The following is a 25,398-nucleotide window of genomic DNA, read 5'->3' on the forward strand; positions in this document are numbered from 1 at the left end:
GTCGACGGACCTTCGATAAAAGAGGGCCGGGACGACGGGGACGTTCAGGACAGACTGCGTGCAGCGCATCCGCACCCACAGCTCAGACGGCCGTGCGCCGGTCGGACGCGCCAAATGAAGGCGGCGACGATTCGTGACGTGGCCGAACGCGCCCAGGTCTCGGTGGCCTCGGTATCGCGCGTGCTGACAGGCGCGGGGGCGGTGACCGAACCGACCCGGTTGAAGGTGCTGGAGGCGGTCGAGGCCCTGGCCTATGTGCCGCACTCGGGCGCCCGCAGCCTGTCGACGAGCCGCACCGATACGGTGGGCGTCATCCTGCCCGACCTGTTCGGCGAGTTCTTCTCGGAGCTGATCCGGGGCATGGATGTGGCCGCGCGCGCCAACGGCCTGCATCTGATCGTATCCAGCTCCCACGACGACGCCTCGGAGGCGGCCGCCGCCATCCGCTCGATGCGCGGTCGCGTCGACGGGCTGATCGTTCTGTCGCCCCATCTCGATTCGGCCCACCTGGCGCAAAGCCTCGCGGGTCGCCTTCCCGTCCTGCTGATGAACGGCGGCGCCAATGACGAGGGCCGGCCCTCGATCGTCGTCGACAACGTCGGCGGCGCGGTCGCGGCGGTCGAGCATCTGCTGGGACACGGCCGTGTGCGGATCGCCCACATCGGCGGCCCTTCGGGCAACCTGGAAGCGCGCGAGCGTCAGGCCGGCTACGTCCAGGCCGTCGCCGCCGCCGGGCGCCAGCCCCAGATCGTGGCCGGAGACTTCACCCAGGCGTCCGGCCATGTCGCGACCACGGCCCTGCTGGCCGAGGGCGTGCGTCCCGACGCCATTTTCGCCGCCAACGACATGATGGCGGTGGGCGCGCTGCTGGCTCTGCAGGAAGCCGGCGTCCGCTGCCCCGAGGATATCGCCGTGGTCGGCTTCGATGACGTGCCGATTGCGGCTCTGGTTCGGCCCGCGCTGACGACCCTGCGTATCGAGATCGCCGAGACGGGCCGTCGCGCCATGGATCGGCTGGTGGCCTTGATCGCCGCCTCCAACGACCCGCAGGCGACGCCCGACGCCGCCTGCGAGACCATCCGACCCCAACTCGTCGTCCGCCAGTCTTGCGGCCGCACCCATTCCAGCACTGCCTTCAACGGAGAGACCCAATGACCCGCATGACCCTGCGCAACCGCGCGCTGGGCGCCGCCTCGGCCTTGGCCGTGGCGACCCTGCTGGCGGCCGGCGCCGCCTCGGCCCAGACCACCAACGCCACCATCCGGGGCACGGTGTATGAGGGCGACGCCCCCGAATCCGGCGGCGAGATCGTCGCCCGCGAAACCTCGACGGGCTTCTCGTACCGCGCCCGCATCAACGCCGACGGCTCCTACGCCCTGGTCGGCGTGCGCCCGGGGTCCTACGAGATCACCGCGACGACCGGCGACGGCCAGGTCGCCTCGGACGTCGTGTCGGTCGGCGTGGCCCAGGCCGCCAGCCTGGACCTGAGCGTCGCCAGCTCGGCCGCCGTCGCCGCTGACGCCACCGACGTCGGCGACATCGTCGTGACCGGCCGTCGCCTGGTCGAGGTCCGCACGCCGGAGAACGCGACCAACGTCACGATCCAGCAGATCCAGACCCTGCCTCAGATCAACCGCAACTTCCTCAACTTCGCCGCCCTGGCTCCGGGCGTGCGCGTCTCGACCAACGAGCAGGAAGTCACCATCAGCGCCGGCGGCCAGCGGGCCGAAGCCATCAACGCCTTCATCGACGGCGCCAGCCTGAAGTCGAACATCATCTCGGGCGGCATCCAGGGCCAGGACGACAGCCGCGGCAACCCGTTCCCGCAAGCCGCCATCGGCGAGTTCCGGATCATCACCCAGAACTTCAAGGCCGAGTACGAACAGGCGTCCTCGGCCATTATCACGGCCGTGACCCGCTCGGGCACCAACGAGTTCCACGGCGAGGTCTTCGGTTCGTATCGCGACCAGGAGTTCATCGCGCCCGACGTCTTCACGCGTCGTCGCGGCGGGACCCAGCCGGATCTGGAAGTCCAGCAGTACGGCGCCGCCCTTGGCGGTCCGATCATCCAGGACCGCCTGCACTTCTTCGGCAGCTACGAGCACAAGCAGGAAAATCGTGCGGCCGTCGTCAACCTGGGCCGCCAGAACCCGGCCTATGTGACCCAGTTCGCCCAGTACATCGGCACCTTCGCCACGCCGTTCGAGGAAGACCTGTTCTTCGGCAAGCTGAGCTTCCAGCCCGCCGAAGGCCATCTGCTGGATCTGAGCGTCACCTATCGCGATGAGGCCGACACCACCGGCGTCGGCGGCGCCAACTCGTTCGAGCGCGCCTCGGGCCTGCAGCAGACCACCAAGAGCGCCCAGCTGCGCTATCAGTGGCAGGGCGACGGTTTCGTCAACGAAGCCTCGATCGACTACCGCAACTACAACTACATGCCGACCGCGTCGAACTTCGACACCCGCGGGTCCAGCTACCGCATCTTCGAGACTGGCTACGACCCCTTCGGCGGCGTGCCGATCCTGAACATCGGCGGTTCGGGCAGCCGTCAGGACATCACCGACAAGACCCTGACGTTCCGCGACGACCTGACCTTCACCGACCTGGAGTTCAACGGCTCCCACACCCTCAAGATGGGCTTCAAATTCTCGGCCCAGAACTATGTCGTCGACAAGGAGTTCGGCCGGAACCCGGAGTTCTTCTTCGACCTGAACGGCACGGCCTCGGGCAGCGCCGCGGTGCCGTACCGCGTGCAGCTGGGCAACCGCTTCCCGACCGTCGATCTCGATAACAACGTCTTCGGCGTCTATGTCCAGGACGACTGGCAGCTCACCGACAAGCTGGAGATCAACCTCGGCATCCGCTGGGACTACGAGGACAACGCCAACAACGTCGACTACGTCACGCCCGCCAACGTTCTGACAGGCCTGAACCAGTGGATCGCGTCGACCGACGGCGGCAAGGCGGCCGGCTACAAGCCCAGCTGGTTCAACGTCAACGACTACATCTCGACCGGCAACAACCGTGACGCCTTCACCGGCGCCTTCCAGCCGCGCATCGGTTTCTCCTACGATGTCTTCGGCGATCGCGAGACGGTCGTCTTCGGCGGCGCCGGTCGCTACTACGACCGCGTCAACTTCAACTTCGCCTTCGACGAAGTGGCGAAGGGCGGCGATTTCACCCGCAACGCCTTCTTCTCGACCACCGGCCGTCCGGCAGGCGTGGCGAACGGCGGCCCGACGGATCCGATCCTGTGGAACGCCAGCTACTTCACCGCTGCGGGCCTGGATCCCGTCCTGAACAACATTCCGGCGCGCGGCGAAGCCTTCCTGTTGAAGAACGACTTCGACGCTCCGTTCACCGACCAGTTCAACCTGGGCCTGCGTCAGCGTTTCGGTGACTGGCAGACCGAGTTCACCCTGGCCTACGGCAAGTCCGAGAACGAGTTCACCTGGCAGTACCTCAACCGCTGCCGCGAGCCCAACGCTCCAAACGACGGCGACGGCTTCGGCGACAACGGCGGCTTCTGCTCGCCAGGCGGCACCAACCCCTACCGCACCTATCTGGTCAGCGATCACAACAAGGAGCGCGAGTTCACCGCCCTCTACGTCAAGCTGGACAAGAACTACACGCGTGAAAGCGGCTGGGGCCTGAACATCGCCTACACCTGGTCCGACTCGCAGCAGAACGGCGGCGACGACAACTTCTGCTTCGACTGCTTCAGCGTGGCCACCTCGCCGATGCGCAACTCGCCCAACAACGAGCATCACCGCATCGTCGCCAACGGCATCCTGGACCTCGGGGCCGGCTTCCAGCTGTCGGGCATCCTGACCCTGGGTTCTGGCACGCCGTTCAACGTCTTCGACGGCACCGGCTCGCGCTTCTACTACCGTCCGTCGGGCGCCTATCCGGATCGTGAGAACTTCATCATCCCGGACGCCTTCGCCTACCGGAACCTGGACCTGCGTCTGACCAAGTCGATCGACCTGTGGGATGCCGGCGAGGTGCAGCTGTACGTGGACGCGATCAACGTCTTCAACTTCGACAACTACTCCGGGTTCAACGGCGACAAGGGCACGCCCAACTTCGGCAACCCGTCGTCGGTGCTGTTCCCGACCCAGACCTTCCAGTTTGGCGCACGCTACAGCTTCTGATCCCACTCTCCTGAGACTGGCCGCCCCCTGCGACAAAGGGGGCGGCCATCTTTTTTCGGGCGACGCGGGGGCGTTGGCGTAGGATAGAATGAGTATGGATCGTCGCCGCTTTCTCCTGGCCTCTACGGCCGCCGCCGGACTGATCGCTGTGGGCTCGCCCGCGCTGGCCCAGACCGGTCGTCGCGCCTCCGTCCGCGTCGACCCGGAGGTCAACGAACTTCAACGCCGCACCTTTGACTGGTTCGTCCACGTCACGGATCGCGCGACAGGCCTGACGCCCGACCGCTGGCCAACGGAAAGCTTCTGTTCGGTCGCCGCCGTCGGCTTCGCCCTGGCCTGCTGGCCTGTCGGGGTCGAGCGGGGATGGATGACCCGAGCCGAGGCGCGCGAACGCACCCTGATCACCCTGCGCTATTTCGCAGGTCTGGCGCAGGGCCCCGAGGCGACCGGCGTCAGCGGCTACAAGGGCTTCTTCTATCACTTCCTCGACATGCAGACCGGACACCGGTTCGGCACGACCGAACTGTCGACCGTCGATACGGCCCTGCTGCTCGGCGGTATGCTGTTCTCGGCACGCTTCTTCGACGGCCGCCATGCCGAGGAAGTCGAGATCCGGCGCATCGCCCAGAGCCTGTATGAGCGTGTCGAGTGGGACTGGGCCGTGATCCGGCCGAACCGCATCTCCATGGGTTGGCACCCGGAGACCGGCCACATCCCGCACGACTGGAATGTCTACAACGAAGGCATGCTTGTGCTGCTGCTGGCCATCGGCAGCCCGACCCATCCGGTCCCGGCCGGGGTCTGGGACGAGTGGGTCCACGTCTACGAACGGAGCTGGACCGACCGCTGGGGCGAGTGGCACCTGCAGTTCGCGCCGCTCTTCGGCCACCAGTACAGCCACATGTTCATCGACTTCCGGGGCATCCGCGACGCCTGGATGCGCGGCCAATCGGCCATGACGGGCGAACAGCTCGACTATTTCGAGAACAGCCGCCGCGCCGTCCACGCCCAGCGCAAATACGCCGTCGACAATCCCGGCGGCTGGGACGGCTATTCGGCCGATGTCTGGGGTCTGACGGCCTGCGACGGACCGGGCGACTTCAAACAGGTCATCGATGCGCGCGAGCGGGAGTTCTTCAGCTACTCCGCGCGCGGCCCGGGCGACCGGGATGACGGCACCATCGCCCCGACGGCGGCCATGGCCAGCTATCCGTTCGAGCCCGCCATCGTCACCTCGACCCTGAAGGCGATGAAGGCCCGCTACGGCGCCGGCATCTACACCCAGTGGGGCTTCCTCGACTCGTTCAACCCGACCCTCACGGAGCGGGAGGGGCGGTTGCAGCACGGCCGGATCGTGCCCGGCGTGGGCTGGGTCGATGGCGACTACCTGGGGATCGACCAGGGTCCGATCGTTGTGATGATCGAGAACGGTCGGTCCGAGCTGGTCTGGCGCTACATGCATGGCGAACCGAACCTGAAGCGCGGCCTGCAGCGCGCCGGCTTCACCGGCGGATGGCTGGACGCATGATCGACCGGCGCGCCGCGCTGGGGGTGATGGCCGGGGCAGGCGCCGCGCTGGCGGGCTGCGGGCGGAACGACGGGCTCACCCGGCTGACCTTCTGGGCCATGGGGAACGAGGGGACGAATGTGCCTTCGATCCTGCCCGCCTTCGAGGCGGCGAATCCGGGCATCAAGGTGATCGTTCAGCCCCAGCCCTGGACCGCCGCCCATTCCAAACTGTTGACCGCGTATGCCGGAGCCTCGCTGCCCGACGTCTCCCAGATCGGCAACACCTGGGTGGCGGAACTGGCGGCCATCGGCGCCCTGTCGCCGACGCCGGAGGCAGCCGCCGACCTGCTGACCGACCAGTTTCCGGCGGTGCTGGAGACCAACGCCATCGCCGGTCGCGCCATGGCCACGCCCTGGTATGTCGACACCCGTCTGATCTTCCTGCGCACCGACCTGCTGAACCGCGCGGGCTTCGACGCCATGCCGACCGACTGGGCCGAATGGAAGCGGTCGATGCACGCGGTCAAGCGGGTGGCGGGCGACGGAAACTTCGCGATCCTGTTGCCGGTCAATGAGTTCGAGCAGCTTCTGACGTTCGGACTTCAGGGCGATCAACCGTTGCTGCGGGATCAGGACACGCGCGGCAATTTTTCCAGCCCATCCTTCCTGTCGGCCTTGGCCTTCTACAGGAGCCTGTTCGACGAGGGCCTCGCGCCGCTGGCCTCGGCGGCCCAGATCTCGAACGTCTGGAACGAGTTCGCCAAGGGCTATTTCACCTTCTACTTCTCCGGTCCCTGGACCATCGGCGACATGAAGAGCCGTCTGCCGGCCGCCGTGCAGCCGCATTGGACCACGGCCGGGGTGCCCGGTCCGACGGGGCCGGGGGCCTCGGCGCCCGGCGGATCTTCGCTGGCGGTCTTCAAGTCGTCGCCGCATCAGGAGGCGGCATGGAAGCTGGTCCGCTATCTGTCCGATCCGACGGTGCAGGCCGAGTTCAACGTCATCTCCGGCGACCTTCCCGCGCGGCGCTCCGCCTGGGCCGCGCCGAAGGTGGCGTCCGACCCCTATGTCACCGCCTTCAACGGCCAGCTCGCTCGGTCCAAGGCCGTGCCCAAGGTCCCCGAGTGGGAGCGGATCGTCACCGAGATGCAGATCGTCGCCGAGCGGATGGTGCGCGGCGAGTTCACGGTTCAACAGGCCGGCGCCGAGATCGACCGCCGCGCCGACCGGCTGCTCGAAAAGCGTCGCTGGATGATGGAGCAGGGGCGGGCATGATCAATCGTCGTGAACGCGCCGCCTGGGGCTTCGTCGCTCCGTCGCTGATCGCCATCGCGGTCTTCTTCGTCGTGCCGGTCGTGTCATCGCTGCTGCTCAGCCTGACCGATTTCGACATCTATGCCCTGGCCGATCTCGGCAACATGCGGTTCGTGGGCCTGCAGAATTACGAGCGGCTGCTGACCAATCCGCTGTTCTGGCAGGCGATGAAGAACACCGTCTGGTTCAGCGTCCTGGGCGTGCCGCTGTCGATCATCGCCTCGCTGGCGGCGGCGGTGATCCTCAACGCGCGCACCATCAAGTGGCGGCCGGTCTGGCGCGTCATGTTCTTCGCCCCCTATGTGACGACGCTGGTGGCCACGGCGGTGTTGTGGAACTACCTGCTGCACAGCCGCTACGGCGTCATCAACTGGGCCCTGACCAGCGTGGGCCTGCCCGCCGTCGACTGGCTGGGCGATCCGAACACCTCGATCCCGGCCATCCTGATCTTCGTGGTGTGGAAGATTTTCGGCTACAACATGCTGATCTTCCTGGCGGTTCTGCAGACCGTGCCGGACGACCTCTATGAAGCCGCGCGGATCGACGGGGCCGGGCCTTGGGCGCGGTTCACCAATGTCACCCTGCCGGCCATCGCGCCGACGCTGCTGCTGGTGTCGATCATCTCGGTGGCGGGCTTCTTCCAGCTGTTCGCCGAGCCCTATGTGATGACACAAGGGGGACCGGCGCAGTCCACCGTGACGGTGCTCTACTTCATGTACGAAGAGGGCTTCAAATGGTGGAATCTGGGGTCCGCCTCGGCCGTGGCCTTCGTCCTGTTCCTGTGCATCTTCGCGGTGACCATGGTCCAGCTGGCCGTGTCGCGGCGGCTGGGAGGAGAGCACACGTGAATCCCCGGATCCTGCTGCTGAACGTCGGCGTGGCCCTGATCGGGCTGATCGTCCTGTTCCCCCTGCTGTGGATGCTGTCGGTCAGCTTCATGGCGACGGGGGAGGCGGCCGTCTTCCCGCCGCCGCTCCTGCCCAGCGCGCCGACGCTGGAGCACTATCGCGATCTGTTCGTGAACCAGGGCATGGGCCGCTACATGTGGAACAGCTTCGCCCTGGCGACCCTGGCGACCGGGTTGGCCTTGGCTTTCACAGTTCCCGCCGGATACGCCTTCGCCAAGCTGGCGTTCCGGGGGCGAGACAGACTGTTCCAGCTGCTGATCGGCGCCTTGGTCATCCCGGCCCAGATCGGCACCCTGCCGCTATTTCTGATGCTGAAGTCCATGGGGCTGGTGAACACCTATGCCGGAGCTCTGGTGCCGTGGCTGGCCTCGATCTTCGGCCTGTTCCTGGTGCGCCAGTACGCCCTGTCCATCCCGGACGAGATGCTGGAGGCCGCGCGGGTCGATGGCGCCAGCGAGGGCCAGATCTTCCGCCGCATCGTCATACCGACCCTGACGCCCATTCTGGTCACGCTGGGACTGTTCGTGTTTTTGGGCAGTTGGAACGATTTCCTGTGGCCGCTGATCATCCTGACGGACCAGTCGAACTATACGCTGCCGGTCGCGCTGGCGGCCCTGTCGCGCGAGCATGTCCAGGATGTCGAGCTGATGATGGCGGGCGCGGTGATCACCGTGGCGCCGGTGCTCATCCTGTTCCTGGCGCTGCAACGGTTCTACATCCGCGGCATGCTGGCGGGCAGCGTGAAGGGTTGAGCATGCGTCTGTTGTTCGGGCTGATCGCGGCCGTCCTCATCGCCGCGCCGGTCCAGGCGCAATCGAACCGCACCCTCGACACGTTCGAGGCCCTGGCGCCCTGGAGCGCCGACGCCTCGACCGACGTGACGTCCACCCTGTCGAGCGTGGCCGGCCATCGCGGCGAAGCGATGCGGCTGGACTATGATTTCAACGGCCGGTCGGGCTATGCCTTCGCCGCCCGCGACCTGTCGTTCGAGGCGCCCGAGAACTACGAAATCCGCTTCTGGATCCGGGGGGAAGGGCCGACCAACACCTTCGAGGTCAAGTTCACCGACGCATCGTCCGAGAACGTCCACTGGCGCCAGACCACCCGCTACGACTTCCCGAACGGCTGGACCCAGTTCGTCATCAAGCGCCGACAGATCGCCTGGGCCTGGGGTCCGAAGGCCGACCGCACCTTCCGGGGCGCTGAGCGGATCGAGTTCGTGGTCACCGCCGGGGAGGGCGGCAAGGGTTTCATCGAGATCGACGACCTGACCCTGCGCACCCTGCCGCCGGAGCCGTCGGTGCCGCCGCGCCCGGTCGCGGAGGCGACGAGCGAAGATGGAAACTCGATCGCGTCGCTGAGTGTGGATGATGACTCTCGCAGCGCATGGGTGACGCAAGGGGCGGGCGAACAGAGCCTGACGCTGGACCTCGGCTACGAGCGTGAGTTCGGCGGCCTGACCCTCCAGTGGGTCGAGGGCCGTGCGGCCTCCGCCTATCGCGTCATGGGCTCCAGCGACCGGCGCCAGTGGCATGAGATCGCACGGGTGCGTCACGGCGACGGCGGGACCGATTGGTTGAGGACGGAAGAGGCCTCGGCGCGGTGGTTGAGGCTCGACCTGACAACGCCCCAGGCTGCGGCGAGCACGGCGGGCCAGATGGGGGCCGGCAACGGCGCCGCCGGCGCGGCCCAGGCCTTCTACGGCCTGGCCGATGTGCGCATCGAGCCTCTGGCCTTCGGCGCCTCGGACACGGCCTTCCTGACGGCCGTGGCGGGCCAGAGCCGGCGCGGCCTCTATCCGCGCGGCTTCCGCGGCGAGCAGCCCTACTGGACCCTGGTCGGGGTCGACGGCGGCGGCGAAAGCGGCCTGATCTCCGAGGACGGCGCCATCGAGCTCAAGCGCGGCGGGGCCTCGATCGAGCCGTTCGTGCTGGACAACGGGCGCCTCATCACCTGGGCCGACGCACGGATCGAACAGGCCCTGGTTGAGGACGACCTGCCGATCCCGACGGTGACTTGGACGCATGACGACTGGACGCTAAAGGTCACGGCAATGGCCGAGGGTTCGCCTGACGCGGCGGCCCTTTACGGTCGCTATGACCTGACCAACACCTCCCTGCGTGAAAGGACCCTGACCCTGGCCCTGGCCGCACGGCCGATGCAGGTGAACGGGCCGGTCCAGTTCCTGGCCGTGCCCGGAGGCGCCTCGCCCATCCGTCAGATGCAGTGGCATGGCGGCGAACTGGTGCTGGATGACACGGTTCGGGTCCATCCGCTGGTCGCGCCGGACAGCGTGCGCGCCGCGACCTTCGAGGCCGGCGCCGATCCGCAGAGCCTTCTGGCCCGCACCGGCGAAGGCGTTCGCGATGGCGCCGTGGTCGCCGACGCCGGCGGCCTGATGTCGGGGGCCATGCTCTACACCGTGACCCTTCGTCCCGGTGAGACGCGCACCTTCGGCTGGGCCTCGGCTCTGGCGGGTCAGCGTCCGGCGCTCCCGGCCACGGCCTCCGTCGAGGCGGCGCTGGATACGATCCAGGACCGGGTCGCCGCGAGCTGGCGCGAGAAGCTGGACCGGTTCGACCTGATCACCCCGCCCGAGGGCGAGCGGATCGAGGACACGATGAAAACCTCGCTGGCGCACATGCTGATGTCGCGTCAGGGTCCGGCGCTCCAGCCCGGCACCCGCAGCTACAACCGCTCCTGGATCCGCGACGGGGCCATGATGGCCGAGGGGCTGAACCGGCTGGGCCACGCCGCCCTGTCACAGGATTACCTGCGCTGGTACGCCCCCAATGTCTTCAGCGACGGCAAGGTGCCCTGCTGCGTCGACAGCCGGGGCGCCGATCCGGTGCCGGAGAACGACAGTCACGGCGAGTTCGTCTTCCTGGCCGCCGAGACCTATCGCTACACCGGCGACCTGACCCAGCTGCGCGCCGTCTGGCCGCAGGTGCAGGCGGCGATCGGGTATATGGACGCCCTGCGCGCCTCGACCCGGACCGAAGCCAACCGCACGCCGGAGACGCGTCACCTCTATGGCCTGCTGCCGCCTTCGATCAGCCACGAGGGCTATTCGGACCGCGCCGCCTGGTCCTACTGGGACGATTTCTGGGGCCTGCTCGGCTATCGCGACGCAGTGGAGATCGCCGAGGCGCTGGGCGAGACGGAGGCGGCCCTGCGCTTCGAAGCGAACCGTGCCGAGTTCCTGAACGACGTCACGACATCGATCACCGGCACGGCCATCCATCATCGGATCGACTGGATCGCGGGTGCGGCGGACCGGGGCGATTTCGACGCCACCTCGACCACCATCGGCCTGTCGCCGGGCGGGCTGCAGGCCGACCTGCCGCAGGGTCTGTTGATCCGGACCTTCGAGAAATACTGGGAGAATTTCACCGCCCGCCAGGCCAACCGCACGGCGTGGAAGGACTACACCCCGTACGAGCTGCGCAATGTCGGCGCGTTCGTGCGGCTAGGGCAGCCCGAACGGGCGATGGCGGCGCTGGACTTCTTCTTCGCCGACCGCCGGCCCCAGGCCTGGAATGGCTGGGCCGAAGTGGTGGGCCGCGATCTGCGGGAGCCGCGCTTCATCGGCGACATGCCGCACGCCTGGATCAGCTCGGACTACATCCGCTCGGCGCTCGACCTGTTCGTCTATGAGCGGGATGCGGACCATGCGCTGGTGCTGGCGGCGGGCCTGCCGATGTCGTGGATCGACAGCGCGACGGGCGTCGGAGTGCGGGAAGTGCGGACGCCCTACGGACCACTCACCTATGCGCTGCGTCGCCGGGCCGGGCTGACGACGCTGACCCTGGCGCCGGGCGTGACCCCGCCGGGCGGTTTCGTTCTGCGCTGGCCAGAGGGGCAGGATCTGCCCGCGCGCATCCGCATCGACGGGCGCGGCGGCGACTGGAAGGGCCGTGAGCTGATCATCCCGGCAGGCGCGCGGCGGGTCGAGCTGCGCTGACGCTTTTCGCCGGGTCGGTGAGGGCGTAGATCGCCTGCATGACCCAAGCTCTCCGCCGCCTCCTCGACCTGCCCGGCGTGGCCGATCTCGAGACCAAGGCTCTGATGAAGCCAGGCTATGCCGACCCTTCGCGCCGGGACGAGTTCCCGGAGGTGGACGAGGTGCTGGTCGCCGTCTTCGGCCTGAGCGCCGAACAGGCCGAGGACGCGGCGCGGCCCGACGACTGGGACGGCGTCGAGCGCCTGTCGCCTCAGGATCAGGCCGATGTCTTCGAGGTCGAGGGCTGGGACGTGCGCGACGCGAAGAGGAAGCCGCTGCGGATGCTGGCGGTGATGGCCGAGCCGCTGGCTTTGGCTATACGCGGGGTGGCGGGGACGCTGCCGGAAGCGGCCTTCGTTCCCGAACCCGCCGAAGAGAAGAGCGACTGGGGAGCGGGCCTCGCCGCCGAGGCGGCTCGGTTCAGGAAGCGCTGAGCCGCATGAACGCCTTGCCGTCCGCGTCGAACAGGTGGGCGCTGGCGGGGTCAATGTTCAGGGCCAAAGCTTCGCCGACCACCGGGCGCACGTCGCCGGGCAGCTGAACCGTCCAGGTTTCCTTCGAGCCGGGCTGACCGACATAGGCGTAGGTGGCGTTGCCCAATGTCTCGACGAAGGCGGCCTTTGCCGTGATCGCATCGCCGGGGCCGCTGAGGCCCATGTGTTCGGGACGAACGCCCAGCAGCACCGATTGACCGGGCCGAGCGGAGGCGGCGTCGACGGCCACCCGGACCGTCTCGCCGGCCGTCGTCTTGACCGTCGCGCCGGTCGCGGAGGCCTCGACCACCTCCGCGGGGATCATGTTCATCTTCGGGCTGCCGATGAACTCGGCGACGAAGCGGGTCTTCGGGTGCTCGTAGAGCTCCATCGGGGCGCCGACCTGTTCGATCACTCCGCCGTTCAGGACCACGATCCGGTCGGCCAGGGTCATCGCCTCGACCTGGTCGTGGGTGACGTAGATCATGGTGGTCTTCAGCCGCTCGTGCAGCGAGGCGAACTCGTAGCGCATGCGCACGCGAAGCGCGGCGTCCAGATTGGACAGGGGCTCGTCGAACAGGAAGACCTGGGGCTCGCGCACGATGGCGCGGCCGATGGCGACGCGCTGGCGCTGGCCGCCGGAGAGGGCCTTGGGCTTGCGGTCGAGGTATTCGGTTATGTTCAGGGTTTCGGCCGCGGCCTTCACCCTGCGGTCGATCTCGGCCTTGTCGGTCTTGGCCAGGGTCAGGCCGAAGGCCATGTTCTGGCGCACGGTCATGTGCGGATAGAGGGCGTAGGACTGGAAGACCATGGCGATGCCCCGGTCCGACGGCGAAAGAGCGTTGACGGTGCGGCCGCCGATGGAGATGTCGCCCGCGTCGACCTCCTCCAGACCGGCGATGGTGCGCAGCAGGGTGGATTTGCCGCATCCGGAGGGACCCACGAAGACGACGAACTCGCCGTCGGCGATGGTCAGGTCGACGCCCTTCAGGACCTCTGTCGCGCCGAAGGATTTGCGGATGCCGCTAAGGGCGACGTCGGCCATGTTTCCGTCCCTGAACCTGTACTTTTGCAGGGACTGTAAGCGGTTACGCCGGGCGGGAGAAGGCGTTTCGCATCATCCCTTGATGGCGCGCGAGCCCGGATCATGACGTGGGGCGCTTCGTCCGTTTGGTCGTGTCGAGCGCACCATGACGAAACGGACCAACGGACGAAACGCGTCGGCGTCCGCTCTGTCCGCGAGCCGAAGCCGCCGTTCTGGGGCGCCCGGAGGCCAAGGCGAGTCGATCGATCGAAATAGACCGCTGGAGCAGACGGGGCCGTGTTTCGCACTGTCGAATGAACTTTTATCTTCGACAGGATTCCTCTCGTTCAGCCTCCGTGCGCCCCAGCCCCCGCTGGGGTGCACGGGCAGGGAGGGGGATGCGCCCTTACCCGTTCGGCTTCTTTTTGCCCTTGAACGGCTTGCCGGCGCCCTTGGGCTTGCCGGTCCAGGCCTTGTCGCCCGTCGGAGCGGCGTCCGGGCGCGGCGTCCAGGGCTTCTTCGCGCCCTTGGGCTTGTCGATCCAGGCTTGCTTGCCTTCAGGGGTAGGGCCGTCCTTGGTCCGCTTGACCCATTTGGGCCTGGCTTCGGCCGAGGCCGCGTCGTCGCGCTTGGCCCAGGGCTTCTTCTCGACGAAGGGCTTGTCCTCGCGAGATTTCCAGGCGGGCTTGTCGCCGCCTTCACGATCCTTCCAGGCCGGCTTGTCGGTGCGGGCCGGGCGCTCGCGTGACGCCGCGGCGGCGCCCTCCGACTTGTTCGCCCAAGGTTTGCGCTCCGGACGCTCACCGTCGCCCGCAGGCTTCTTGTCCCAGCGGCTGGCGGGGCGTTCCTTCGGGCCCGGAGCGACGGCGTCGTTGACGGTCACGCCGTCTTCCAGACCGTTCGCGATAGCGGCGCGGAACCTGGCCTCGGCGGCCTTGGTGATCTCGAACTTGGTCTCGCGGTCGAAGATCTTGATCGAGCCGATGTCGCCCTTGGTGACGTGGCCGAGGCGGCACAGCGTCGGCAGCAGCCATTTCGGATCGGCGTTCTTGTCGCGCCCGATGTTGATGCGGAACCAGGCCATGTCGCCGCCGCGGGCGAAGTCGGTCAGGGGACCGTCTCGCTGGCCGCGATCGTTCACGCCCGTTGTCTGGGCGCGCTTCATGCGGTCGTCGTCATAGACATCTTCCGGGGCCGGCAGTTTCTGGCGGTACAGGCGGATCAGCGAAGCGGCGACCTGTTCGGGCGTCGTCCGCTCCAGCAGCAGACGGCCCAATTCCAGAGCTTCCTCGTCCTCGACCGGTGCGGTCAGTGCGGGGTCGGCCAGCAGGCGTTCGCGGTCCTTCTCCCGGATCATCTCGGCCGACGGCGGGCCAGACCATTCGGCGACGATTGAGGCCGATTGCAGCATCAGCTCGACCTTGCGGCGGCGGGTGTAGCTGACCATCAGGACGGAGACGCCCTTCTTGCCTGCGCGGCCGGTGCGGCCCGAACGGTGCAGCAGGCCGGCCTTGTTGACCGGGATCTCGGCATGGATGACGAGGCCAAGATCAGGCAGGTCGAGGCCGCGCGCGGCGACGTCGGTGGCGACGCAGACGCGGGCGTGGCCGTCGCGGAGGGCCTGAAGCGCTTCCGAACGGGCGCTCTGGGTCAGCTCGCCCGACAGGCCTACGACGGCGAAGCCGCGTTCACGCAGGGAGGCGGTGAGGTGTTTCACTCGCTCGCGGGTGTTGGCGAAGACCAGGGCGCCGGGGGCCTCGAAATAGCGCAGGACGTTGACGACGCCGAGCTCGACCTCGTTCGGGGCGACGCGGATGGCCTTGTACTCGATGTCGGCGTGCGACTTGTTGCCGGCGACGGTGTCGATACGCAGGGCGTCGCGCTGATAGGTCTTAGCCAGCTGAACGATGTCGCGGGCGAGCGTGGCCGAGAACAGCAGGGTCCGACGTTCGGCGGGCGCGGCGTCCAGCATGAAGGTCAGGTCTTCCTGGAAGCCCATGTCCAGCATTTCGTCGGCCTCATCGAGGACGATGGCCTTGGCTTCGGACAGGTCCAGTGCGCCGCGCTCCAGGTGGTCACGCAGACGGCCGGGCGTGCCGACGACGATATGGGCGCCGCGTTCCAGCGCCCGGCGCTCGGTCTTCGGGTCCATGCCGCCGACGCAGGAAACGATGCGCGCATCGGTCTGGGCATAGAGCCAGGTCAGCTCGTTTGAGACCTGCAGCGCCAGCTCGCGAGTGGGAGCGATGACCAGGGCGAGCGGATTGCCGAAATCGGTGAACCGCTCTGCGTCGCCAAGCAGGGTCGGGGCGAGGGCCAGGCCGAAGGCGACGGTCTTGCCCGAGCCGGTCTGTGCCGAAACCAGCAGATCGCGGCCAGCCTCGGCCTCCAGCACGGCGGCTTGGACCGGGGTGGGCTCGGCATAGCCGCGTTCGGACAGGGCGCGATCGAGCGCGGGATGGCTGGCGGGGAAGGGCATACTGTATCCGTGAGTGCGCCGGGCCCGGATTGGCAAGCGGCGCGAGGTTCGTCTGGGGAGGTCGCGGATTTCGCGAGGGCGGGGCTTCTGCGCCGCGATCAAGGCCGAATGAGGGTGATGCGGCAAGAAGGTGTCGGAATCTGACCCTCGTTCCGCGAACCCGTGACATCAGGCGGGACTGTAGGCAATGTCCGGCCGTCTACCGGGGGTGAGAATCGTCATGCGCAACGTCCTGTTTTCCACGGCTCTTTCGCTGTCGCTGGCGACCGCACCCCTGTTGACGGGACCCGCGATGGCGCAGCAGAGGCTGCAGCCCGGCGGTCAGGTCCAAGGCGAGCTGTCGGGCGGCGACGACCAGCTGGATTCGGGCGAGTTCATCGACGTCTACGAGGTGCAGGGCCGGGCGGGTCAGCCGCTGTCGGTGGTCATGCGCTCAGCAGATTTCGACACCTATCTGATGATCCGGGGACCCGGCGACTTCCAGGAGGACAACGACGACGGCGGCGAAGACGGCACCAACTCGGCGCTCGACGTCCGCCTGCCGGCCGACGGCACCTATCGCATCACCGCCACCAGCTATGAGCCGGGCGAGAGCGGCCGCTACAGCCTGTCGATGACGGGCGGCCAAGGCGGCGGCGGTCGCGCGATCGCCTCGAACATGGGCGGCGGTCGCGGGCAACAGAACTCGGGCGGCGGCATGTTGCAACCGGGGCGCGAGGCGTCCGGCGTCCTGGCCCAGGGCGATCGCCAGCTTCAGGCCGGCGAATACGCCGACGACTGGGAGCTGCAGGTACGGCGCGGCCAGACCTATACGGTCAGCCTCGATGCCGGGGATTTCGACGCCTATCTGATGGTGCGCGGCCCCGGCGGGCTCTCGGAGGACAACGACGATGATCCCGGCCAGCGCGGCGGCCGCAACAGCCGCCTGACCTTCACCGCCACGGCCGACGGCGTCGTCAATATCGCAGCGACCAGCTTCGGCTCCGGCGAGACCGGCCGCTACCAGATCCTGGCCGAAAGCGGCGGGCGGTCCTATGGCGACAACGGCCGGCCGCAGCAGCCCGCCTATCAGCCTCCGACCCGTCAGGCCGACGGCGTTCTGCAGGTCGGTCAGTCGGTCAACGGCGCCCTGGGGCAGGGCGACCGCCAACTCACCAGCGGCGAGTATGTGAACACCTACACCCTGCGCGGGCGGCGTGGTCAGCAGCTGGACCTGCGTCTGTCGTCCTCGGCCTTCGACCCCTATCTGATGATCGAGGGGCCGGGCCTAGCGGAGGCCAACGATGACGATCCGGACGGCGACGGCGTGCGCGACAGCCGCCTTCTGGTCACCCTGCCGCAGGACGGCGAATACCGTGTCAGCGCCACCAGCTACGAAGCTGGGGAACAGGGGAGCTATCGATTGTCGGCGATGCTGTCAGACGGCCGCGCCCCGCAGGGCCGGCCGCGTCAGGACTCCTACGTCGAGACGCGCGGCCAGCGTCAGGACGTGCGCGGCGGCAATATCTCCATCGGCGCGACGGTCGGCGGCGCCCTGCAGGCCGGCGACGAACAGCTGGACAGCGGCGAGTACGTCGACACCTTCACCTTCACGGGCCGTCGCGGCGAGCGGGTGGCGGCGGAGCTGACCTCCTCGGCCTTCGACGCCTATCTGATCCTGACCACGCCGTCCGGCGAGCAGCTGGACAACGACGACGGCGAGGACGGCACCAACAGCCGCCTCGATACGGTTCTCCAGGAAGAGGGCGAGTATCAGGTCATGGTGACCTCCTTCGCGCCGGGCGAGACGGGGTCGTACCGGTTCTCGGTCAGCCCCAGCCGGGGATCACCGCGTCAGGCCTCGGTCGAGGGCGGCCAGAGGGTCTTCGCCATCATGGTCGGGGTGTCCGACTACGGCGGGGCGGCCAACGACCTTCCGTACACGGACGAAGACGCCGAGAAGTTGGCCGAAACGCTTCAGCGGGGCGGCGTGCTGAACCCCTCCAGCGTCGTGCTGACCAATGCCGAGGCCACGGTCGGCGGCGTGCGTCGCGCCTTCCAGCAGGTGGCGCGCGAAGCCGGACCGGACGACATGTTCCTGTTCTTCTTCTCCGGTCACGGCAGCCAGGAAGACGCCCAGGCCAGTTCGCAGGAGCCGGACGGCCGCATGGAGTCCATCGTCCTGCGGGATGGCGAGATCACGGACCAAGAGATGGCCCAGCTGTTCGACGGGCTGAACACCCGCCTGTCCCTGCTGGTGCTCGACAGCTGCTTCTCCGGCGGCTTCGCGCGCAACGTGGTGGATCGTCCGGGCGTCATGGGTCTGTTCTCGTCGGAAGAAGATCTAACCAGCGCAGTGGCCGACAAGTTCGAGGCCGGCGGCTACCTGTCGCACTTCCTGCGGGCGGGGCTGGCCGGGGCGGGCGACGTCGACGGCGACGGCATGGTCACCGCCGGCGAGCTGGCCACCTACCTGCGCCGTCAGTTCGTGGCCGAGGTCGAGAACGTCGAGGCCGAGACCATGGAAGGTCAGCGCAATTACCAGAACCTCGTCATCGATCGGGGCGGGGTGCAGGTGGACGACGTCGTCCTCCGCCTGGCCTCGAACGGCTATAACGCCGGCTCGCACTGAGCCGTCCCAAGTTCCCTGTGGAGTACAGTCCCATGATCATCCGTTTGGCCGCCCCGGCCGCCGCCGTCCTCGCGCTCGCCGCCTGTCAGCAGCAGGAGGCCAAGGTCCCGGCCGTCCCCGCCGTTCCGGTGGCGGAGGTCGTGAGCACCGCGACCGGCGCCGATCAGGCGGTCGGCTGCATGGCCTATCTGGCCCTGAAGCAGGGGGCGCTGGAGGCCCAGACACCGCCCGGCGACGTCACCGCCGTCCGCGCGGCCATGAACGACTGGGAAGGCGTGGCGCTGAAGACCATGACCCAGGACGAGGTGAGCCAGTACTTCGCCTCCTCCGTCGCCGTCGAGGACGACGCCTCGCCCGAAAAGATGGAAGTCACGGCCGCCTGGTGCCTGGCCAACAAGCCGGCCGCCTCGTGATGGGAATGGGCCTCGCCTCGCGAGGCCCGTCTGGTGCATGACGCCCGGATGAGCGGCGACGACGGCTACTATTCCGACCTTGAGTACACCTCCGGCTATTTCCACGAGCTGGGGCCGGCGCATCTGAGGTTCTGCGGTCTGATCGCGGGGATCGACGTCGCGGTCCCCGAGGCGCCCGCCTATCTCGAGCTCGGGATGGGGCAGGGGGTGTCGCTGGCCGTGCACGCCGCCGCCAACGACGGCGACTTTTGGGGCGTCGACCTCGGTTCAGCCCATGTCGCCCACGCGCGGACCCTGGTCGCCGCTTTCGACGGCCAGGCTCAGCTGCATGAAGACAGCTTCGAGGCGTTCGCGGCGCGCGACGATCTTCCTCAGTTCGACGCCATCACCCTGCACGGTGTGTGGAGCTGGGTCTCGGACGCCAACCGGCGGATCCTCGTCGACCTGATCCGCGACCGGCTCAAGCCCGGCGGCGCGGTCTATCTGAGCTACAACTGCCAGCCCGGGTGGGCGTCGCGGTCCCCGGTCCGGCACCTGCTGAAGCTCGGCTACGAGGCGCGACCAGGCGGCGATGCGGCCGGCCGGATCGAGGCGGCTATGGAGTTCATGGAGGACGTGGTCGCCGCCGACGGCCGCTTCTTCAGCGAGAATCGGCCCGCCGCCAGCCATGCGGCGTCGCTACGCAAGGTGGGTCGTCAGTATCTCGCCCACGAGTACATGAACGACAACTGGCACGTTCCCTACTTCTCCGACGTGGCCGGCGCCCTGGCCGGGGCGGAGCTGTCGTTCGTCACCTCCGCGCGGCTGCTGGACCGAATGAACGCCATCCAGTTCCAGCCCGCCGGACAGGCGCTGCTGGACCGACAGAAGGATCCGGTCCTGCGCGAAAGCGTGCGCGACTTCCTGGTCAACCAGCAGTTCCGCCTGGACGTCTTCGCCCGAGACGCTCGGTCGCTGTCGACCGCCGAAGAGACGGCGCGGATGGACGCCCAGCCCTTCGTCCTGATCTGCGGTCTCGACGAGATCGATTTCGAGCTGACCGGGGCCCAGGGACAGGCGATGCTGCCGCAGGCGACCTACGGGCCGCTCGCCCTGGCCCTGGCCGCCGACGACTTTCGCCAGAAGGCCACCGCCGAGCTGATCACCATGCCGGGCGTATCGGCCCTGAGACGCAGCGATGTTGTCGCCGCCCTGATCACCCTTGTCGGCATGGGGGTGCTGCGTCCCGCCCAGCCTTTCAGGCCTGAGATCCGAGCCCGCTGCGGGGCCTACAACCGGCTCGTACTCGACCGCGCCGTGACGGGGCCGCATCTGCAGCACATGGCCTCGCCCGTTGTCGGCGGCGGCGTGCTGACGCCTCGCTCCGCCCAGCTGTTCCTGCGCGCCTGGCAGGCGGGCGCCCGCACGACCGACGAGATCGCCCTGTCGGTGTGGGACGTGTTCGAGACGACGAACGAACGCGCCGTCCGCGATGGCCGCGACCTGATCACTCGCGAGGACAATCTGGCCAGACTCGGCGAGATGGCCCGGCGCTTCGTCGACCAGACAGTACCGCTCTATCGCGCGCTGGCCATTCTCTAGACCCAGCGCGGGATCGGGCCGAGTTGCGGCGTCTGGTTCGGCAGGTCGACGATCGTCTGGTCCACGAAGCACCAGCCCCAGCCCTCGGGCGGGTCGTAGCCTTCGATGATCGGATGATGGGTCGCCTTGAAGTGAGCGGTGGCGTGGCGGTTCGGCGAGTCGTCGCAGCAGCCGACGTGGCCGCAGCTCCGGCACAGCCTCAGATGCACCCACATCGACCCGGTTTTCAGACATTCCTCGCAGCCCCTGGCGCTGGGCGTCACCGTGTTGATGGTCGCGGCATGTCCGCAGTTCTGTGTCAGCACCGTCGTCCCTCCCATTTCGTCCCTCGACGTCTACGCCGATCGACACGGACAAAGCCACCGCTCGACAGGCTGCGGCCGGTGGGTCAGGGTCGGTCCTTCCCGCCCGTCAGTGATTGAGCCGCCCGTGTCCCGTATCAGCCTCGCCCTCCTCGCCGCCTGTCTGACCGCCGCTTCCGGAGCGTTCGCTCAGGAAGGCCGCATCGATCCCGACCGGCTGAACGCCGCCGTCGCCGTGCTCGCGGGCGACGACTTCGAGGGCCGCGCCCCCACCACGCCGGGCGAGGAACGCTCCGTCACCTGGATCGCAGACCAATTCCGCGCCCTGGGCCTGGAGCCCGCCGGCGACGACGGCTCCTGGTTCCAGACCGTGCCGATCAACCGCTTCGTCCAGGACGGGCCGGCCCTGATTACGGCGAATGCGGGCGGGGAGATGATCACCCTGCAGCGCGGCACGGACATCATCTCAAACAGCCACCGCCCTACGAACCACATCACCATTACCGACGCGCCGGTGGTCTTCGTCGGTTACGGTGTGACTGCGCCCGAGCGCGGCTGGGACGACTTCAAGGGCGTCGACGTGCGCGGCAAGGTCGTGCTGATGCTGGTCAACGACCCGGACTTCGAGGTCCCGGCCGACAGCCCCACGGCCGGCAGGTTCGACGGCCTCGGCATGACCTGGTACGGCCGCTGGGTCTACAAGTTCGAGGAGGCGGCGCGGCGCGGGGCGGCGGCCGTCTTCGTGATTCATGAGACGGCGGCGGCCGGCTATCCGTGGAACACCCTGCAGAACTCCTCCACCGCGCCGGGCCTCGACATCGTCCGCGCCGATCCGGAGCGCGAACGGGTGCAGGCGCAAGGGTGGATCCAGCAGGCGCAGGCGGCGCGACTGATGCAGGCCGCGGGTCTCGACTATGCGACGCTGAAGACGGCGGCCCAGTCGTCGGACTTCCGCCCGGTGGAACTGAACGGCGTGACGATGTCGCTCGACTTCGGACAGACCTTCAGTCGCCTGACGACGCGCAACGTCGCGGGTCGCCTGCCGGGGACGCGCCACCCGGACGAAACGATCATGTACGGCGCCCACTGGGACGCCTACGGCCGCGCCGTGCCCAATGCGGCGGGCGACGACATCTATAACGGCGCCGTGGACAATGCGACGGGGGTGGCGGCGGTGCTGGAACTGGCGCGCCTCTATGCCGAGGCGCCGCGCACCGACCGATCGGTGATGTTCGTGTCCTGGGCGGCGGAGGAGGCGGGTCTGCTGGGCGCCTACTACTATGCGGCGCATCCGCTGGTTCCGCTGGAGACCACGGTGGTCAACATCAACATGGACAGTCTGCTGCCCGGCCCGGCGTCATCCGAGATCGTGGTCATCGGTTTCGGCAAGACCGACGCCCAGAACCGGCTGGCGGATCTGGCCTCGGAGGAGGGGCGGTCGCTGATCCCCGACCCCGCGCCCCAGGTCGGCGCCTTCTATCGCTCCGACCATTTCCCGCTGGCCAAGATGGGGGTGCCCGCCCTGTTCGCCGCCGCCGGCTTCACCGGAGCATCGGACGCCAGCCGGGCCTATGTGCGTGATCGCTATCACCAGCCGACCGACGCCTGGTCCTCCGACTGGTCGATGGAGGGGGCGGCGCAGGATGTGCAGTTGCTCTATCGGGTGGGCCGCGATCTCGCGAACAACCGCGAATGGCCGCTGTGGACGCCGGGCAACGAGTTCGAGGCCGTGCGCGAAGCCAGCGCGGCGTCTCGGATCGAATGAGGGAAAATGGTGGATGCGACAGGGATTGAACCTGTGACCCCCTCGGTGTGAACGAGGTGCTCTCCCGCTGAGCTACGCATCCATCTCGGGCCCCGCCGAAAGCGGGGAGGCGCGGACATAGCCCGCTCGCCGACTCGAGGCAAGCCTCAGATGCCGGCCGCCCGCACGCCGTCTGCGGTTTCCGCCTCCGGGTCGCCCGGCAGCCAGGCGACATGGCCGTCGTAGATGCCCTGGTTGAGGATGCCTTCTTCCTTGGCGACCAGCACGGGGACCAGCATCTGGCCGGTCACATTGGTGGCCGTGCGCATCATGTCGATGATCCGGTCGATGGCGACGATATAACCGATCCCCTCCAGCGGCAGGCCGGCCGTCGACAGGGTCAGGGTCAGCATGACGATGCTGGTCCCGGGCACGCCGGCCGTGCCCAGCGACCCCAGAACCGCCGTCAGGCCGATGAGAACGTACTGGGTCAGCGACAACTCGATCTGGAAATACTGGGCGATGAAGATCGAGGCGATGGCCGGATAGATGGCGCCGCAGCCGTCCATCTTCACATTGGCCCCGAGCGGCACGGCGAAGGCGGCATAGGCCTGGGGCACGCCGAGACGCTCCACCGTCTGGCGCAGGGTGATGGGCAGGGTGCCCAGCGAGGAGGAAGTGGCGAAGGCCGTCTGCTGCGCCGCGAAGGCGCCCCGGAAGAAGCTGCGGACGCCCAGGCCGTGGGCCTTCAGCAGGCCCGAATAGACGATCAGGATGTGGAAGAGGCAGGCCGCGTAGATGGCGAAAATGAATTTGCCGAGCGGCAACAATGCCTCCCAGCCGTAGCCGCCGACGACCGAGCCGATCAGGCCGAACACTCCGAAGGGGGTCAGCTGGATGACCCAGCGGGTGATGCGAAAGACGATGGCCGCGCCTTCGTCCACGAACCGTCGCGCCGTCTGGGCCCGGTCGCCCAGCGCCACCAGGGCCGCGCCCACCAACGCCGAGAAGAAGATGATCTGCAGAACCTTGCCTTCGGCCAGGGCTGCGAAGGGATTTGTCGGGACGATGCCGATCAGGACCTCGAGCGGAGTCGGGATCTCGCGCTCGCGCACCTCGCCGAGCGGCAGGTTGGCGAGGCCGACGCCCGGATTGATCAGGTGGCCGAAAGCGAAACCGACCAGCACGGCCAGCAGGGAGGTGATGGCGAACCACATCACCGTGCGCGCCCCCAGCCGGATCGCGCCGGCGCCTTCGCCCAGCTTGGCGATGGAGGAGGCGATGGTGAACAGCACCAGCGGCGCCACCACCATGCGGATCAGGTTCAGATAGATGTCGCCGATGGGCTGGAGCCAGACCTCCGCCTGCTCCCTCAGGATCAAACCGGCGACGATGCCGAGGGCGAAGCCGGCGGCGGTGCGCTGCCAAAGGGGGATGGCGAAGAATCTGGCGAGCATACAGGCGGCTTTCCGGGGAGGATCCTCGCAAGATGTTCGCCGCCTCCCTGCGCCGCAATGACGCGGCGGCGCAGGAATTCTGTTCGGCGCTTTAGTTTATCTGCGGCTCAGTCCAGCGGTCGGTGGTGGCTGTTCACGATGCCGAAGGTCTTGGCGTAGTCGCCGCGCGCCTCGGCGTTGCGCAGGAAGCCGACGCGCTCGACCAGAACCTCGTCGTGGCCGGCCTCGAACAGGCCGACGCTCTCGCCAATGAACTCGTCCAGCGGCATCGAGGCCGGATCCTCGGCATGACCGGGCATCAGGTCGGTGGCCACGCCGGGCGGCGCCCACTCCACCACCTTCACCGACGAGTCCCGCAACTGATGCCGCAGCGACTGCGTCCAGGAATGGATCGCCGCCTTGGTCGCCGAATAGGTGGGGGTGAAGGCCAGGGGCACGAAGGCCAGGCCCGACGATACGGTGACGAAGGTCGCTTTCGGCCGGGTCAACAGATGCGGGAGGAGGGCGTCCGCGAGCCGCACCGTGCCCCACCAGTTGATGTCTACGATCTCCTGCATCTTCGCCATGTCGAATGTCCCGCTCGACAGGTCCTCGGCCTTCATGATCCCGGCGTTGGACACGACGGCGTTCAGGTCGGGATGTTCGGCCGTGAGCTTCGCGGCGAAGGCGGTGATGTCGGCCGGGTCGGCGACGTCGAGCGTGTACCAGGCCATGCCGGGGTTGGCCTCGGCGACCTTCTTCAGCACATCCGCGCGGCGTCCGGCGATGATGACCTTGGCGCCCCTGGCGTGCAGGGCTTCAGCGAGGCCGCGCCCCAGGCCTGTGCCGCCGCCGGTGATCAGGACGGTGTCTTTGGCGGTATCCATGATGTCTCTCCTTGGGGGATGCGAACCGTTGGCGGATCAGCTATACCCGGCACTCTCCATCGGGAAGTAGGCACCCGAAAGTTCTGTACGCACCAGAAGGTAAGAAATGTCCGCTCCGGCCGTTCGCCCGCCGATTTTCGATCACCCGCCCGTCGACGCCCGCGTCGAGGCCCTGGTCACCGAGGTCATCGGCCGGGTAGCCGACAAGTGGACGATGATCGTCCTGGAGGTGTTGGTCGAGCACGGGGAACTTCGCTTCACCCGCCTGGCCGAACTGTCTGACGGCATCAGCCAGAAGATGCTGACCCAGACCCTGCGGGCGATGGAGCGCGACGGCCTGGTCGTCCGCACAGTCCACCCGGTCATCCCGCCCAGGGTCGAATATCGCCTGACCGACCTCGGCTTCAGTCTGGCGGAAGCCTTCTGCGGCGTCTGGCTGTGGGCGGAGAAGAACCTGGAGCGGATCGAAACGTCGAGGGCGGCCTTCGACGCGGCAAGGGCCGGCTGATCCCACGAAAAAGGGCGGCCCGAGGGACCGCCCTTTCATGTCGAAAAGGAAA

The 25,398-nt window shown here is 67.9% G+C and carries 18 protein-coding genes and 1 tRNA gene; 13 read left to right on the forward strand and 6 right to left on the reverse strand.

Features of this window, described 5'->3' with window-relative positions; all coding sequences use genetic code 11:
* The first annotated feature begins 114 nt into the window (after positions 1-114).
* The 8 genes from O5O43_RS05025 to O5O43_RS05060 all read left to right on the forward strand — a co-directional run bounded on the left by O5O43_RS05025 (position 115) and on the right by O5O43_RS05060 (position 12,322).
* A complete protein-coding gene (locus O5O43_RS05025) occupies positions 115-1,155 on the forward strand; it encodes a LacI family DNA-binding transcriptional regulator (protein WP_271085820.1) in 1,041 nt (346 codons plus the stop codon).
* Positions 1,152-4,154 carry a carboxypeptidase regulatory-like domain-containing protein gene (locus O5O43_RS05030; protein ID WP_271085821.1) on the forward strand — a complete coding sequence of 1,001 codons (3,003 nt, stop codon included), beginning with the start codon at positions 1,152-1,154 and terminating at the stop codon, positions 4,152-4,154. The genes O5O43_RS05025 and O5O43_RS05030 overlap by 4 nt, the downstream gene beginning before the upstream one ends.
* 94 nt (positions 4,155-4,248) lie before the next feature.
* Positions 4,249-5,682: a glucoamylase family protein gene (locus O5O43_RS05035; RefSeq protein WP_271085822.1), complete on the forward strand. Its 1,434-nt coding sequence runs from the start codon at positions 4,249-4,251 to the stop codon at positions 5,680-5,682.
* Entirely contained in the window at positions 5,679-6,938 is a 1,260-nt protein-coding gene (locus O5O43_RS05040) for an extracellular solute-binding protein (protein WP_271085823.1), read from the forward strand. The genes O5O43_RS05035 and O5O43_RS05040 overlap by 4 nt, the downstream gene beginning before the upstream one ends.
* On the forward strand, positions 6,935-7,825 hold the full coding sequence (locus O5O43_RS05045) for a sugar ABC transporter permease (RefSeq protein WP_271085824.1): 891 nt from the start codon (positions 6,935-6,937) through the stop codon (positions 7,823-7,825). Before O5O43_RS05040 ends, O5O43_RS05045 begins: the two co-directional genes overlap by 4 nt.
* The gene (locus O5O43_RS05050; protein ID WP_271085825.1) at positions 7,822-8,637 is read left to right on the forward strand and encodes a carbohydrate ABC transporter permease; all 816 of its coding nucleotides are present in this window, start codon (positions 7,822-7,824) and stop codon (positions 8,635-8,637) included. The genes O5O43_RS05045 and O5O43_RS05050 overlap by 4 nt, the downstream gene beginning before the upstream one ends.
* Before the next feature lie 2 nt (positions 8,638-8,639).
* A complete protein-coding gene (locus O5O43_RS05055) occupies positions 8,640-11,849 on the forward strand; it encodes a discoidin domain-containing protein (RefSeq protein ID WP_271085826.1) in 3,210 nt (1,069 codons plus the stop codon).
* A 38-nt stretch (positions 11,850-11,887) separates the two neighbouring features.
* Positions 11,888-12,322 carry a hypothetical protein gene (locus O5O43_RS05060; RefSeq protein ID WP_271085827.1) on the forward strand — a complete coding sequence of 145 codons (435 nt, stop codon included), beginning with the start codon at positions 11,888-11,890 and terminating at the stop codon, positions 12,320-12,322.
* Here the strand turns inward: O5O43_RS05060 and ugpC are convergent.
* Together ugpC and O5O43_RS05070 are read right to left on the reverse strand one after the other, a co-directional pair.
* Positions 12,309-13,406, reverse strand: a complete 1,098-nt coding sequence (ugpC, locus tag O5O43_RS05065) for a sn-glycerol-3-phosphate ABC transporter ATP-binding protein UgpC (RefSeq protein ID WP_271085828.1) — start codon at positions 13,404-13,406, stop codon at positions 12,309-12,311. The two genes, O5O43_RS05060 and ugpC, sit on opposite strands and share 14 nt — an antisense overlap.
* Positions 13,407-13,791: 385 nt before the next feature.
* Complete coding sequence (locus O5O43_RS05070; RefSeq protein ID WP_271085829.1) at positions 13,792-15,864, reverse strand: DEAD/DEAH box helicase; 2,073 nt, start codon at positions 15,862-15,864, stop codon at positions 13,792-13,794.
* Between the two features lie 220 nt (positions 15,865-16,084).
* Here O5O43_RS05070 and O5O43_RS05075 point away from each other — a divergent pair, with 220 nt between their 5' ends.
* From O5O43_RS05075 to O5O43_RS05085, 3 genes are read left to right on the forward strand one after another with little or no spacing between them, the layout of a single operon-like run.
* Positions 16,085-18,475 carry a pre-peptidase C-terminal domain-containing protein gene (locus tag O5O43_RS05075; protein ID WP_271085830.1) on the forward strand — a complete coding sequence of 797 codons (2,391 nt, stop codon included), beginning with the start codon at positions 16,085-16,087 and terminating at the stop codon, positions 18,473-18,475.
* Positions 18,476-18,507: 32 nt separating this feature from the next.
* Positions 18,508-18,888 (forward strand): hypothetical protein, encoded by a 381-nt coding sequence (locus tag O5O43_RS05080; protein ID WP_271085831.1) that lies wholly within the window; start codon positions 18,508-18,510, stop codon positions 18,886-18,888.
* Between the two features lie 48 nt (positions 18,889-18,936).
* Positions 18,937-20,469, forward strand: a complete 1,533-nt coding sequence (locus O5O43_RS05085) for a class I SAM-dependent methyltransferase (RefSeq protein WP_271085832.1) — start codon at positions 18,937-18,939, stop codon at positions 20,467-20,469.
* Here the strand turns inward: O5O43_RS05085 and O5O43_RS05090 are convergent.
* Positions 20,466-20,774, reverse strand: a complete 309-nt coding sequence (locus O5O43_RS05090) for a UBP-type zinc finger domain-containing protein (protein WP_271085833.1) — start codon at positions 20,772-20,774, stop codon at positions 20,466-20,468. The genes O5O43_RS05085 and O5O43_RS05090 overlap by 4 nt on opposite strands.
* A 124-nt stretch (positions 20,775-20,898) precedes the next feature.
* On the opposite strand from O5O43_RS05090, the gene O5O43_RS05095 reads away from it, so the two are divergent.
* Positions 20,899-22,536, forward strand: a complete 1,638-nt coding sequence (locus O5O43_RS05095) for a M28 family peptidase (protein WP_271085834.1) — start codon at positions 20,899-20,901, stop codon at positions 22,534-22,536.
* A gap of 7 nt (positions 22,537-22,543) precedes the next feature.
* Here O5O43_RS05095 and O5O43_RS05100 read toward each other — a convergent pair.
* The 3 genes from O5O43_RS05100 to O5O43_RS05110 form a co-directional block, all read right to left on the reverse strand.
* Positions 22,544-22,618, reverse strand: a tRNA-Val gene (locus tag O5O43_RS05100).
* A gap of 64 nt (positions 22,619-22,682) precedes the next feature.
* Entirely contained in the window at positions 22,683-23,972 is a 1,290-nt protein-coding gene (locus O5O43_RS05105) for a dicarboxylate/amino acid:cation symporter (RefSeq protein ID WP_271085835.1), read from the reverse strand.
* A gap of 107 nt (positions 23,973-24,079) precedes the next feature.
* Positions 24,080-24,838, reverse strand: coding sequence for an SDR family NAD(P)-dependent oxidoreductase (locus tag O5O43_RS05110; protein WP_271085836.1), 759 nt, complete (start codon positions 24,836-24,838; stop codon positions 24,080-24,082).
* Between the two features lie 106 nt (positions 24,839-24,944).
* Here O5O43_RS05110 and O5O43_RS05115 point away from each other — a divergent pair, with 106 nt between their 5' ends.
* On the forward strand, positions 24,945-25,346 hold the full coding sequence (locus O5O43_RS05115) for a helix-turn-helix domain-containing protein (RefSeq protein WP_271085837.1): 402 nt from the start codon (positions 24,945-24,947) through the stop codon (positions 25,344-25,346).
* The last annotated feature ends 52 nt before the right edge of the window (positions 25,347-25,398 follow it).

Source organism: Brevundimonas sp. NIBR11 (assembly GCF_027912535.1).
Taxonomy (GTDB): Bacteria; Pseudomonadota; Alphaproteobacteria; order Caulobacterales; family Caulobacteraceae; genus Brevundimonas.

Bases quoted from the DNA above. Each gene is read 5' to 3' on its own strand.
- O5O43_RS05025 (WP_271085820.1), top strand. From the start codon at position 115: ATGAAGGCGGCGACGATTCGTGACGTGGCCGAACGCGCCCAGGTCTCG.
- O5O43_RS05030 (WP_271085821.1), top strand. From the start codon at position 1,152: ATGACCCGCATGACCCTGCGCAACCGCGCGCTGGGCGCCGCCTCGGCC.
- O5O43_RS05035 (WP_271085822.1), top strand. From the start codon at position 4,249: ATGGATCGTCGCCGCTTTCTCCTGGCCTCTACGGCCGCCGCCGGACTG.
- O5O43_RS05040 (WP_271085823.1), top strand. From the start codon at position 5,679: ATGATCGACCGGCGCGCCGCGCTGGGGGTGATGGCCGGGGCAGGCGCC.
- O5O43_RS05045 (WP_271085824.1), top strand. From the start codon at position 6,935: ATGATCAATCGTCGTGAACGCGCCGCCTGGGGCTTCGTCGCTCCGTCG.
- O5O43_RS05055 (WP_271085826.1), top strand. From the start codon at position 8,640: ATGCGTCTGTTGTTCGGGCTGATCGCGGCCGTCCTCATCGCCGCGCCG.
- O5O43_RS05060 (WP_271085827.1), top strand. From the start codon at position 11,888: ATGACCCAAGCTCTCCGCCGCCTCCTCGACCTGCCCGGCGTGGCCGAT.
- ugpC (WP_271085828.1), bottom strand. From the start codon at position 13,406: ATGGCCGACGTCGCCCTTAGCGGCATCCGCAAATCCTTCGGCGCGACA.
- O5O43_RS05070 (WP_271085829.1), bottom strand. From the start codon at position 15,864: ATGCCCTTCCCCGCCAGCCATCCCGCGCTCGATCGCGCCCTGTCCGAA.
- O5O43_RS05075 (WP_271085830.1), top strand. From the start codon at position 16,085: ATGCGCAACGTCCTGTTTTCCACGGCTCTTTCGCTGTCGCTGGCGACC.
- O5O43_RS05080 (WP_271085831.1), top strand. From the start codon at position 18,508: ATGATCATCCGTTTGGCCGCCCCGGCCGCCGCCGTCCTCGCGCTCGCC.
- O5O43_RS05085 (WP_271085832.1), top strand. From the start codon at position 18,937: ATGAGCGGCGACGACGGCTACTATTCCGACCTTGAGTACACCTCCGGC.
- O5O43_RS05105 (WP_271085835.1), bottom strand. From the start codon at position 23,972: ATGCTCGCCAGATTCTTCGCCATCCCCCTTTGGCAGCGCACCGCCGCC.
- O5O43_RS05110 (WP_271085836.1), bottom strand. From the start codon at position 24,838: ATGGATACCGCCAAAGACACCGTCCTGATCACCGGCGGCGGCACAGGC.
- O5O43_RS05115 (WP_271085837.1), top strand. From the start codon at position 24,945: ATGTCCGCTCCGGCCGTTCGCCCGCCGATTTTCGATCACCCGCCCGTC.